This window comes from Allobranchiibius sp. CTAmp26, from assembly GCF_017565405.1.
Taxonomy (GTDB): Bacteria; Actinomycetota; Actinomycetes; order Actinomycetales; family Dermatophilaceae; genus Allobranchiibius.
The window spans coordinates 25199-37030 of sequence record NZ_JAGEKR010000024.1; the positions used below are offsets into that span (position 1 = coordinate 25199).

10 protein-coding genes are annotated in these 11832 nt (G+C 69.6%); 2 read left to right on the top strand and 8 right to left on the bottom strand.

From position 1 onward, the window contains the following. Positions 1 to 76: 76 nt before the first annotated feature. The 6 genes from J4030_RS16325 to J4030_RS16350 form a co-directional block, all read right to left on the bottom strand. Positions 77 to 859, bottom strand: a complete 783-nt coding sequence (locus J4030_RS16325; protein ID WP_279538207.1) for an amino acid ABC transporter ATP-binding protein — start codon at positions 857 to 859, stop codon at positions 77 to 79. Further along, positions 856 to 2337: an ABC transporter substrate-binding protein/permease gene (locus J4030_RS18605; protein ID WP_208050304.1), complete on the bottom strand. Its 1482-nt coding sequence runs from the start codon at positions 2335 to 2337 to the stop codon at positions 856 to 858. The genes J4030_RS16325 and J4030_RS18605 overlap by 4 nt, the downstream gene beginning before the upstream one ends. Positions 2338 to 2361: 24 nt before the next feature. Then, positions 2362 to 4299 carry a penicillin-binding transpeptidase domain-containing protein gene (locus tag J4030_RS16335; RefSeq protein ID WP_208050305.1) on the bottom strand — a complete coding sequence of 646 codons (1938 nt, stop codon included), beginning with the start codon at positions 4297 to 4299 and terminating at the stop codon, positions 2362 to 2364. A 326-nt stretch (positions 4300 to 4625) separates the two neighbouring features. Beyond that, positions 4626 to 5684 carry an aspartate-semialdehyde dehydrogenase gene (locus J4030_RS16340; protein WP_208050306.1) on the bottom strand — a complete coding sequence of 353 codons (1059 nt, stop codon included), beginning with the start codon at positions 5682 to 5684 and terminating at the stop codon, positions 4626 to 4628. A gap of 20 nt (positions 5685 to 5704) precedes the next feature. Beyond that, on the bottom strand, positions 5705 to 6760 hold the full coding sequence (locus J4030_RS16345) for an aspartate-semialdehyde dehydrogenase (RefSeq protein WP_208050307.1): 1056 nt from the start codon (positions 6758 to 6760) through the stop codon (positions 5705 to 5707). Beyond that, entirely contained in the window at positions 6757 to 8040 is a 1284-nt protein-coding gene (locus J4030_RS16350; protein WP_208050308.1) for an aspartate kinase, read from the bottom strand. The genes J4030_RS16345 and J4030_RS16350 overlap by 4 nt, the downstream gene beginning before the upstream one ends. Positions 8041 to 8203: 163 nt before the next feature. Between J4030_RS16350 and J4030_RS16355 the strand changes: the two genes are divergently transcribed. Next, a complete protein-coding gene (locus tag J4030_RS16355; protein ID WP_208050309.1) occupies positions 8204 to 9010 on the top strand; it encodes a phosphatase PAP2 family protein in 807 nt (268 codons plus the stop codon). Here J4030_RS16355 and J4030_RS16360 read toward each other — a convergent pair. Both J4030_RS16360 and recR read right to left on the bottom strand, forming a co-directional pair. Beyond that, positions 8974 to 10539, bottom strand: a complete 1566-nt coding sequence (locus J4030_RS16360) for a DolP-mannose mannosyltransferase (protein WP_208050310.1) — start codon at positions 10537 to 10539, stop codon at positions 8974 to 8976. The genes J4030_RS16355 and J4030_RS16360 overlap by 37 nt on opposite strands. After that, positions 10532 to 11131: a recombination mediator RecR gene (gene recR / locus J4030_RS16365; RefSeq protein ID WP_208050311.1), complete on the bottom strand. Its 600-nt coding sequence runs from the start codon at positions 11129 to 11131 to the stop codon at positions 10532 to 10534. Before recR ends, J4030_RS16360 begins: the two co-directional genes overlap by 8 nt. Positions 11132 to 11252: 121 nt before the next feature. On the opposite strand from recR, the gene J4030_RS16370 reads away from it, so the two are divergent. Continuing rightward, positions 11253 to 11819 (top strand): hypothetical protein, encoded by a 567-nt coding sequence (locus tag J4030_RS16370; protein WP_208050312.1) that lies wholly within the window; start codon positions 11253 to 11255, stop codon positions 11817 to 11819. Positions 11820 to 11832 lie beyond the last annotated feature (13 nt).

Genomic DNA, 11832 nt, shown 5'->3' on the forward strand with positions numbered 1-11832 from the left:
GGGGGTATGAGAAACATCGAGGGGTGGCGATATATCGCCACCCCTCGGCGTTTTCGCTACCCCCCGACGGGAGGGGTCAGAGCGGGTCGAGGATGCGGCGCAGGAAGGTGCGGGTGCGCTCCTGCTGCGGGTCGGCGATGACCTGACTCGGCGGGCCGGACTCGACCACGCTGCCGCCGTCGATGAAGAGCACCTGGTCGGCGACCTGTTGGGCGAACCGCACCTCGTGGGTGACCACGATCATCGTGCGGCCCTCCTGCGCGAGGTCGCGCATCACGCCGAGCACATCCCCCACCAGCTCCGGGTCGAGCGCCGAGGTGGGCTCGTCGAAGAGCAGCAGTTCGGGGCGTAGCGCGAGAGCGCGGGCGATGCCGACCCGCTGCTGCTGCCCGCCGGACAGCTGGAACGGGTGCTTGTCGGCCTGATCGGCGAGCCCGACCTTCGCCAGCAGCTCCCGAGCGGACGCCGCCGCCTCCGCGGCGGGCCGTTTCTGCACCACGATCGGGCCCTCGGTGACGTTCTGCAGCACCGTGCGGTGCGGGAAGAGGTTGTGACTCTGAAAGACCATCCCGCTCTGCGCGCGGTACCGGGCGATCAGCCGGCTCTGCTCCTTCGACAACCGTCCACCGCGACCAGGGGTGATCTTGGCGAAGTCCACCTCGACCTCGGCGATCCGGACCGAGCCGGAGTCCGGGATCTCCAGCGCGTTGAGCGCCCGTAGCAGGGTGGTCTTGCCGGACCCGGACGGTCCCAGCACCACCGTGACCGACCCCGCGGGCACCCTGAGGGAGATGTCCTTCAGCACCGCGTGCTCGCCGAACGCCTTGGCCAGTCCGCTGACCTGCACCAGATCACTCATCGCGCCACGAACCTGCCCAATCGTCCTTCGAGTCTGTCCTGGGCGAATGCCAGGATCAGGCAGACCACCAGGTAGTAGACCGCCGCCGTGCTGTAGAGCTCGAGGTACTTCCCGCTCGGCGCGGCCGCGTCCTGGGCCTTGCGCAGCAGCTCGGTGACGATGATCGTCGACGCCAGCGAGGTGTCCTTGACCAGCGAGATGAGCTCGTTGGACAGCGGCGGTACGGCGGTGCGCGCTGCCTGCGGGATGATCACCCGCCGCAGCGCCGTGGGGTAGTTCATCCCGACCGACGAGGCCGCCTCCCATTGCCCGCGCGGGATGCTCTGGATCGCGGCCCGAATGGTCTCGGCCGCGTACCCCCCGACATTGAGACTGAAGGCGATGATCGCGGCCGGGAAGGGCGAGAACTTCACGCCCAGCTCGGGCAGGCCGAAGAAGATGATGAACAGCTGCACCAGCAGCGGCGTGCCACGGATGATCGCGATGTACGCGCGGGCTACTCCGGATAGCACCAGACGGTTGGACATCCGGGCGATCGCGACACCCAGGGCGATGACCAGCCCGGCCACGAAGCTGATCGCGGTCAGGGGCAGCGTGCCGGTGACCAGCCCCTTCAGCATCGGCACCAGATTGGTGCGGATCGTGTCCCAGGTGCTCGGCACCTTGGGTTGCACCGTGAACCACTTGTCGTAGGTCTTCTTCAGGCTGCCGTCGGACTTCATGGCGGCGATCTGGGTGTCGATCTGGGGCATGAATCCGCTGCCCTTACGTGCCGCGAACGCCGACTGACTGGCGTCGGGCGTCGTACCGACGATCTTGACGTCGGTCGCGCCGGTGACGCGGATGGCGTACTTCACGGCCAGCTGGTCGTTGACCAGCACGTCGATGCGACCCTGCTGCAGCAGGCTCAGGGATTGGTCGAGCCCCTCCACCGTCTGGATCTTGGCGCCGGCCTTGCGGGCGATGTCGCCCCAGTTGCTGGTGCTGCTCTCAGCAGCCCTCTTGCCCTTGATGTCGGCCAGGGAGTGGATGTTCTTCTCGCTGGAGCGGGCCACGATGACGCCCGTCGTGTCGACGTACGGCGACGACAGGTCGTAGAGGGACTTGCGCTCGGAGTTGATCGTGATCTGGTCGGCGATCATGTCGATGCGCCCGGCCTTGAGCGCGGCGAAGAGCGAGTCGAACGGGATCTGGACGAACTGCACCTTGACGCCGAGCCGCTGGGCGATCTGCTGCACGACCTCGACGTCGTAGCCGGTGAGCTTGCCGTTCTGGTTGAAGTCGAACGGCGGGTAGGTGCCCTCCGTCCCCACCCGCAGCACCTTCGGCACCGACGCGGTGGACGCCCGCCCGATGCTCTGCGGATGGCTGCCCGAGGTGGCGGCACCTGCCGCAGGCAGCGCGACGAATGCTCCGAAGAGGAGGACGATCAGCGCGCCCAGCCATCGAACGGCAGGTAAGCGAAGGTTATGGGGCACGCCCGAAACCCTAATGGTCGCCGGTCAGGCCTTCCCCGCCGCGGTGAGGAAGCTCTTGACGATCGGCAGGCAGGTCACGCCGCCGTATCCGCCGGTCTCGACGAAGACGGCGATCGCGAGGTCGCCCTGGAACGCGATCATCCAGGAGTGCGTCTGCGGTGGGTTGCCCGTGCCGTACTCCGCGGTCCCGGTCTTGGCCATCACCGGCCCGCCGGGCACCGACTGCAGACCCGTCGCGCCGCCCTCGGTGACCACCGCACGCATCAGCGCCCGTAGGGAGGTGGTCTCGGCAGCGGTGAGCGGAGTGGTCGGCTGCTTGGACACGGTCGGCTTGTGGTCGGGCAGCACGTACGGCGTGACGCGTGCGCCGTGCGCGACGGACGCCGCCACGGTGGCCATCCCGAGCGGTGAGGCGAGCACCCTTCCCTGACCGATCATCGACACCTGGTGGTCGGCCCCGGCGTCACCGGGCGGCACGCTGCCGAAGAAGGGACCGTCGGACGGGTTCTGCGTCAGCCCGAGCGAATCCGCCGCCACCGCGAGGGAACTCTGCGACGCGCGGTCGGCGCCCCGGATCATCACGGTGTTGCAGGAGTTCGCGACCGCGGTCTTGAACGGGATCATCCCGAGCTTGTCCTTGGGGTAGTCCGGGAAGTTCTTCACGATCCGCCCCTGCACCGAGATCGTCGGGGTGCAGTCGACCGTGTCGGTGATCTTGAGGCCGGACCGCAGCAGGGCCAGCGACGAGACGACCTTGAACGTCGAGCCTGGCGCATACCGGCCGAGGAACGCCGTGTCGTACCCCTGCGAACCCGCGCCGGAGGCCGCCACCAGCACCTCGCCGGTGGACGGCCGGATCGCCACCAGCGCCGAGGGGCTCTTCTGTGCTTTCAGCAACGACTCCGCGGTTGTCTGCAGGTCCTGGCGCAGTGTCGTCCGCAGCGGCTTCGGCGCGACGGCGCCGAGCGAGGCGAGGGTGCGCACGGACTGCGGCCCGCTGGCACCGGGCAGCACCGCGCTGATCCGCAGGGCGGCGCTCCCCCGCAGCTGCGCGTCGTACTGCTGCTGCAGGCCGCCGATGCCCACCAGGTCGGTCGCCGTGACCGGATCCTTGGTGCCCTTGCTGTTCTTGACGATCTCCGCGGTCGCCGGTCCGACCGTGCCGAGCACCGCGCGGGCGAAGGTCGCGGACGGCGCGAGCGGGCGCCGGTCGGTGATCAGGACGGCGCCGGGGATCGCACGGATGCGAGCGGCCTCTGCCGCGGTCACCGCCTGCGTGCGCAGCACAATGGCCTCGACGAACGCCGAGGGACCGCTTGCCGCAACGGATTTCGCGTACGACGCGGCGTCCACTCCGACGACCGCCGCGAGTTTCGTCGCCGAGGCGGTGGCAGTCGCGGCGGCCGCCTTCGTCTTGTCGATGCCGACCCGGTAGACGGGCCGGTAGGTCACGATGGCGTCGCCGTTGTCGTCGGTGATCTCGCCCCGGTCCTGCGCCACGGATGCCGCGGTCAGGTGCTCGCCGGTGCGCAGCTGGGGGTGCACCAGGGTGGAGGACCAGGGAGTGGTCCACTTCTTGGCCGTCGACGTCATCGTGACCTGCTGGTCGTAGGTCCACCGACGGCCGCCGGCGAGCGTCCACTGGGTCGCGAGCATCACGGTCTTGGACGACTTCGACGCCCCTGGGGTCACCTTCACAACCCGCACGGTGTGCGCGGTGGCGGCCAGCCCGCGGACGACCGCGGCGTACGACGTGTCGACGTCCTGGCCGGTCACGGGACTGCCGGCGAAGTGCCCGGACTGCAACGCGGCGGCGAGCTTGGCGGCGGCGTCCTTCGATCCGTCACCACCGCCGCCGGAACCGGTGCAGCTCGCGAGCGCCGCGACCGGCGCCACGACCCCCGCCGCCAGCACCGCCCGACGGCTCGATTGGTTCATCTCACGCGCGTCCGCAGTCCCCATCCGCACACGCTAACCCGGTGTGCCGACACGGATGCCGTACCGCGCGCAGGTGGGAAACCGGCGCTTCGGTCACTTACCTCCGCTCGAAGAGCTACCGCTGCAAGGCGGCGGTCTTCAGGCGGCCTCGAGCAGGAGCGGTGGCCTCGGGCTGGTACCTCGAGCGTGGGTTATCGACCCCGCGGTCACTTTCCTGCGCCGGTAGCGCATGCGCAGGTGGGGAATCGACCCTGCGGTCACTTTCCTGCGCCGGGAGCGCCCGCGCAGGTGGGGAATCGGCCCCGCGGTCACTTCCGCACCACGCGTCGGCACCCGATCGTGGACTGCGATCAGCTGACGACGAGCTCGGCGATCTCCAGCAGGTTGAGCGCGGAACCCCGGCGCAGGTTGTCGCCGCAGACGAAGAACTGCACCGACCTCGGGAAGTCGTCCAACTGCCGCACCCGGCCGACGAAAACGGGGTCCGATCCGACGACGTCCACTGGCGTCGGCCACTCGTCGGACCTCGGGTCATCAAGCACGACAACGGAGTTCGCGTCCTGCGTGAGAGCCTGGACGACGTCTTCACGGTGCAGCCGCTGCTCGAACGTCGCGTGCACGGTCATCGAGTGGGTCGTGGTGACCGGCACCTGCACACACGTCGTGGCGATCTTCAGCGTCGGCGTCTCGAGCAGGGCACGCAGCTCGGCGCGCACCGCGAGCTCGTGCGCCGACGACTTGCCGTCACCCGGGCCGCCGACCCACGGGACGACGTTGAACGCGATCGGTGCAGGGAACGGGCTCGCGCCGGAGAGGTCGGCGAGCTTGCGGCGTACGTCGCCCGGGTACTGCCCGACGCTGCGGTCGCCGCCCAGGGCGTTCGCCTCGTCGTAGAGGCGCTGCACTCCGGGCGACCCGGCATCCGAGACGGCCTGGTAGGTGGAGACGATCAGCTCCTGCAACCGCCACCGCCGGTGCAGTGACGTCAGCACACCGATCATCGTCAGGGTCGTCGCGCTCGGACTGGCGAAGATCCGCGCACCCTCCCGTTTGGTGGCGGCCGGGTTGAGCCCCGGCACCACCAGGGGCACCGCGTCGTCGCCGATGAAGGCGCCCGAGCTGTCCACGACCACGGCGCCCGCGGCGACCGCGCGCGGCGCCCACTCCCGAGCGACCTCGGGAGGCACTGCGAAAACGGCAACGTCGACACCGGCGAACGCGGCGTCGTCCAGGCCGTGCACCTGCAGCTCGCGGCCGGCGGCGTCGACGGTGCGACCCGAGGACCGGGACGACGCGAGGAGGCGCACCTCCCCCCACACGTCGCGGCCCATCGGCAGCACGCCGAGCAGCGTCTGGCCGACCAGCCCCGTGGCCCCGACCACGGCAATGGTCGCTCCGTCGCGCGTCATGTCAGACGTGCCTCCCCCCGTCACCGCGCCGCGGCGATGACCTCGGCGATCTGCACCGTGTTGAGGGCGGCTCCCTTGCGCAGGTTGTCGCCGGACACGAAGAACACGAGCCCACGCTCGTCCTCCACTGCCTGATCCTGCCGGATGCGACCGACGAATGTCGCGTCTCGACCCGCCGCGTCCAGTGGCGTCGGCACGTCGGCGAGCACCACCCCCGGTGCGTCACCGAGCAACTCGGCGGCCCGGGCCGGCGTGATCGGCCGCTCGAACTCCGCGTGCACCGCGAGCGAGTGCCCGGTGAATACGGGCACTCGGACGCAGGTGCCGGACACCCGCAGGTCGGGCAGCTCGAGGATCTTGCGCGACTCGTTACGGAGTTTCTGCTCCTCGTCGGTCTCGAGCGTGCCGTCGTCGACCACCGAACCCGCCATCGGCAGCACGTTGTAGGCGATGGGGGCGACGTACTTCTTCGCCGGACCGAGCTCGACGGCGTCGCCGTCGAGCGCCAGGCCCTCGAGGTCACCGGACTGCACGCCCTGACGGATCTGGCTGGCCAGCTCCTCGACGCCGGCGAGCCCGGAACCGGACACCGCCTGGTACGTCGCGACGGTGAGCCGCTGCAGGCCCGCCTCGTCGGAGAGCACCTTCAACGCGGGCATCGCGGCCATGGTGGTGCAGTTGGGGTTGGCGATGATGCCCTTGGCAGGGTCGGCGATCCGGGCCGGGTTGACCTCGCTGACCACCAGCGGCACATCCGGGTCACCGCGCCAGGCGGAGGAGTTGTCGATGACCACGACGCCCGCCGCTGCGAATTTCGGCGCCAGTGCCTTGGACGTCGAGCCGCCCGCGGAGAAGATCGCGATGTCCAGGCCGCTCGGGTCGGCCTCGGAGGCGTCCTCGACGACGTACTCACAACCCTGCCAGGTCAGCGAGCTGCCGGCCGAGCGCGCCGAGGCGAACACCCGCAGGGAGGCCACCGGGAAGTCCCGCTCGGCGAGCAACCGCAGGACGACCGCCCCGACCTGCCCGGTGGCGCCGACGACGCCGACGTGCAGCGCGTTCTGCGAAGCGCTCATCGTCCGCTCCCCCCGTAGACGACGGCCTCGCCGTCGGCGTCGTCCAGCCCGAACGCCGTGTGCACGGCGCGGACCGCGTCGTCGAGCTGGTCGTCGCGAGTCACCACCGACACCCGGATCTCCGAGGTGGAGATCATCTCGATGTTGATGCCGTTGTCGGCCAGCGCCTGGAAGAGGGTGGCGCTGACCCCAGGGTGGCTGCGCATGCCCGAACCGACGAGCGACAGCTTGCCGACCTGGTCGTCGTACTGCAGCGACTCGAAGCCGATGTGCTCACGCGCGGCCTGCAGGACCTGCACGGCACGCTGGCCGTCGGTCTTGGGCAGGGTGAACGACACGTCGGTCTGACCGGTGGCGAGCGCCGAGACGTTCTGCACGATCATGTCGATGTTGATCTGCTGGGCGGCGATCGCCTGGAAGATCTGTGCGGCCTTGCCCGGGGAGTCGGGCACCCCGACGACGGTGATCTTGGCCTCGCTGCGGTCGTGCGCGACGCCGGCGATGATCGGGTCTTCCACGGGTGCTCCTTCTGACTCGGTGGCGGACGACGGGTCGACGACCCAGGTGCCCTCGCGGTGACTGAACGAGGACCGCACGTGGATCGGCAGGCCGAAGCGCCGCGCGTACTCCACGCACCGCAGCATCAGCACCTTGGCGCCCGAGGCCGCCATCTCCTGCATCTCCTCGTTGGTGATGCGGTCGATCTTGCGCGCCGTGGGCACGATCCGCGGATCGGCGGTGAAGATCCCGTCCACGTCGGTGTAGATCTCACAGACGTCGGCCTTGAGCGCCGCGGCGAGCGCGACGGCCGTCGTGTCCGATCCGCCGCGTCCGAGGGTGGTGATCTCGTTGCTGCCCTGGCTCACGCCCTGGAAGCCGGCCACGATGACGATGTGGCCCGCACCGAGCGCCTCCTGGATGCGACCGGGGGTGACATCGATGATGCGCGCCTTGCCGTGCACGTCGTCGGTGATCACTCCTGCCTGGGAGCCGGTGAACGAGCGGGCCGAGTCACCCAGGTTCGCGATGGCCATCGACACCAACGCCATCGACATCCGCTCGCCGGCCGTCAGCAGCATGTCGAGCTCGCGCGACGGTGGCGCGGGCGAGACGGCGTCCGCCAGCTCGAGCAGGTCGTCGGTCGTGTCGCCCATCGCCGAGACGACGACGCAGACCTGATTGCCGGCTTTGCGGGTGTCGACGATGCGACGCGCCACGCGCTTGATGCTGTCGGCGTCGGCCAGCGACGACCCGCCGTACTTCTGGACCACGAGACTCACGGTCACCAAGGGTAGTGAGACCAGGATTCGAGACGCACGATGCCCGTATTCCGGGACGCGCTGGGGTCAGAATCCGGACGTGATCAGACTCACAGCGCCTATATAACACGCGGAACGCCGGATCAAAGATGCGTATGTCGGTCGCCGGTGGCATCCTTATCGGATGTCAAGTCGCACCCCGGGGTTGGTGACCACTGTGCCCGACGTCGGGCATCGTGCGTTGCTTCCTGCCGCGCTGCGAACTTTCCGGGCCCCCGTCTGGTGGCATGAGATCGCGATTCTGGTCATCCTGGACGTCGTCTACGAGCGCCTGCGCAACCTCGTGCCGTCGCACGAGACCGCGGCGATCGACCGCGGACTGCGGGTCCTGCACCTGACCCAGAAGCTGCACATCAACTTCGAGTTGCCGCTCAACCACTTCTTCGCCGCGCACGACGAGATCGCCCGGCTGGCCAACGGCTACTACTCGTTCCTGCATCTGCCGATGACCGGCGGGGTTCTGATCTGGCTGTTCTTCTGGCAACGGCGGGTCTATCGCTCGGCGCGCACGGTGCTGGTGACCACCACCGTGATCGGACTGTGCGGTTTCTACCTCGTGCCGATGGCGCCGCCGCGCCTGCTGGGTGCGGGTTTCGTGGACACCCTGGTGCAGTTCCACACCTTCGGGTCCTGGGGGCACGCCTCCGTCGCCGCGGTGACCAACCAGTACGCCGCGATGCCGAGCCTGCATTGCGCGTGGGCGCTCTGGTGCGGTCTGACGGTCTTCAACCTGGCCAAGCACCGGATCGTGCGGTACGCCGCGATGCTCTACCCGCTGTTGACCTTCACCGTGGTCATCGGCACGGCGAACCACTTCGCGCTCGACGGGGTTGCCGGCGCCGCGGTGCTCGGCCTCGCCTTCGGCATCCACCGCGCACTGCAGGGCCGCGGTGCCTACGAACCGGCGCCGCTGTTGCCCGAGTACTCCTGACGCAACCGGTAGATCGTCACGCCGTTCACCCGAGCGGCCGGCGTGTAGTAGGTGTCCACGAAGTACTTCAACTGCGGGAAGACCGACAACGGGTACTTACCGTCGAAGTACTGCCCCCCGTACGCGCGCAGGTCGGCCGTAGAGGTGTCGAGCACGAGCTGCGGCGGGTGGGTGTAGACCGAGCGCAGCACGGCGGCATAGGCACCGGGCGTGATGGCGGGCACCGTGTTCGGGTCCGAGGTGCGGTTGCCTGACACTCCGGTGACGAAGTCGGAGTGCACCAGCGCTCCCCCGAGGGGGCGGTCGGACTCCCACTGCGCCTCGGGAAGGTTGCCCCAGACCAGGATCGGCTGGTCGGGGCGGGTGTGGGCCGCGACGTACTTCGCGAGTGGCGTCGTGTCGGGCAGCGTGCGGAACGTGCCGGGGGTGAATCCCGCCACCACGGCCGCAACCGTGACCACGACCAGCAGCGAGATGATCCACGTCCGCGGGCGGCCGGCGAGACGGGCCACGACGGGCGTGGCCAGTAGTACGAGGGGTGGCAGCGATTGGATCCAGTAGTGGGCGAAGAAGCGGAACCCCGAGATCCAGGCGATCGTCGCCGTCGCCCACCACACCCACAGGTCACGGTCGACCTGCAGCGCCCGCCGCAGCGAACCGGCCGCCCGGACCCGCAGGGCCACGGGAACGAGCAGCGGCAGGTGCAACCCGACCAGTAGGACGAGGCCGCCGAAGAAGCTGACCGACACCATCGACCAGTTGGGCGCGGTGAGCAGGAACCCCTGGTTGGAGACGAAGACCCAGTGCCACACGTCGGCGGTCGGCAGCCAGACCACCACCAGCCCGATCCCGACGAGGAAGCCGCCGAACATCCAGCCCAGGTGCTTCCAGCGACGTGACCGCGCCACCGCGATGCCGGCCGGCAGCAGCCCGATGAGCCAGGTCTGCCGGCAGAGGACCGCGCCCGCGAGAGCGAGGCCGGCCAGCGCCGCGGACCTCGTCGAACGCCGGCGGGCCAGCACCATCGCCATGGCCCCGGGGGCGAGCGCGAAGTGCGCGTAGTTGGCCGCCTGACCCGCGTCGGGCAGGAACGCCACCGCGGCGGTGATCATCAGGACCCCGGCCCACGCGCGTTCCGCGCGGGTTCGGAGGCTGACATCGGCGGCGACCGCACAGGCCGCCACCGCCAGCAGCAGAGCGGCCAGCAGGTGCACCGGGCGCAGGTCGACATTGCCGAAGAGCGCGAACATCGCGTGGTAGAGGTAGGTGGGCAGGGGCGGTTTGCGGTCGATGGCGTCGATGTAGAGCCGGCCGCCGTGCTGCAGGGTGATCGCCTGGTCGGCGATCGTCGCCTCGTCGGGATCGTAGAGCTGGTGGAAGTATCCGGGGACGTGCACCACGAGGGCGAGGACGAAGAACGCGCCGGCCATCCCGGCGTACCGACGGGCGATCTCCCGCCACCGGGTGGACGACTCGGTCCCCTCACCGGCGTCCACTTCTGCCCGGGTCCGGGCGTCTACCTCAGCCACCGATCAACCGGCGACCTTCGAAGGCGCGGCCCAGCGTCACTTCGTCGGCGTACTCCAGGTCACCGCCGACCGGCAGCCCCGAGGCCAGTCGCGAGACCGGCATGCCCAACGGCGACAGCAACCGCGACAGGTAGGTCGCGGTCGCCTCACCGTTGAGGTTGGGGTTGGTGGCGATGATGACTTCCTCGATGGGCTCGGCGCCCAGGCGGCGCATCAACTCGGTGATGCGCAGGTCGTCCGGGCCGATGCCGTCGATCGGGCTGATGGCCCCACCGAGCACGTGGTAGCGGCCGCGGAACTCGCGGGTGCGCTCCATGGCCATGATGTCCTTGGGCTCCTCCACGACGCAGATCAAGCTCACCGAGCGTCGGGAGTCGCCGCAGATGCGGCACAGGGTGTCCTCGGAGACGTTGAAGCACAGGTCGCAGAAGCGGACCTTGTCCTTGACCACGGCCAGCACCTCGCTGAGGCGTTGGACGTCGGCGCGGTCGGCCTGCAGCAGGTGGAACGCGATGCGTTGCGCCGACTTCGGACCGACGCCCGGCAGCCTGCCGAGCTCGTCGATCAGGTCCTGGACCACACCTTCGTACACGAGGCGACAGCCTACGGGCTCGTGCTGACACGACCCTGTGGTTCGTCGGACTCGACAACCGACGCACACCGTTCCCCCCGCCCAGCGCCGGTGGACGCCCTCGGCCGCTTAGGTTGGCGTGATGGTGGGGATTCGGTACGAGCGCGACGGTCGGTCGTGGCCGGCGGGCACCGCGCGCACCACGGAATGGATCGGCGAACTCACCAAGGCCGGTCGCGGCATCGACGCCGGCGTGCCATCCGTGTATGCGGGGTACGCGACCCTCGTGCTGCCCACCGGCGACCGGGACGCGCGCGAGGCGCAGGACGGCGAGCTGCTATCCCTGCTCGCCGACCACTCGCCGGCGCCGTGGTGGCTGGGGTATCTGCACACGAACTCCGAGGAGACCGAGCGCTGGGGCGATCTGCCCACAGTCGCACTCTACTCGGGCTGGACCTACACGCTGGTGGAGGCCGGCCCCGAACAGGCCGCCACCTGGCGTCCTCCGGATTCGACGCGTGGCGCAGTGCCGGACCTGATCTTCCCTGCGGACCGCTCCTGGCTCGTGACCCGCCTTTGGGACGACGGTTGGCGTTGCATCGGCGGGTCGATCGACCTGGTCGAAAGCCTGCTCGGCCGGTTCCCTGACGCCGCCCGCCGGGTCACTCTCGGCGAGAACTCGACCCCGCCGGGCCACCGGTCCACCTGACGGCCGGGCGCGG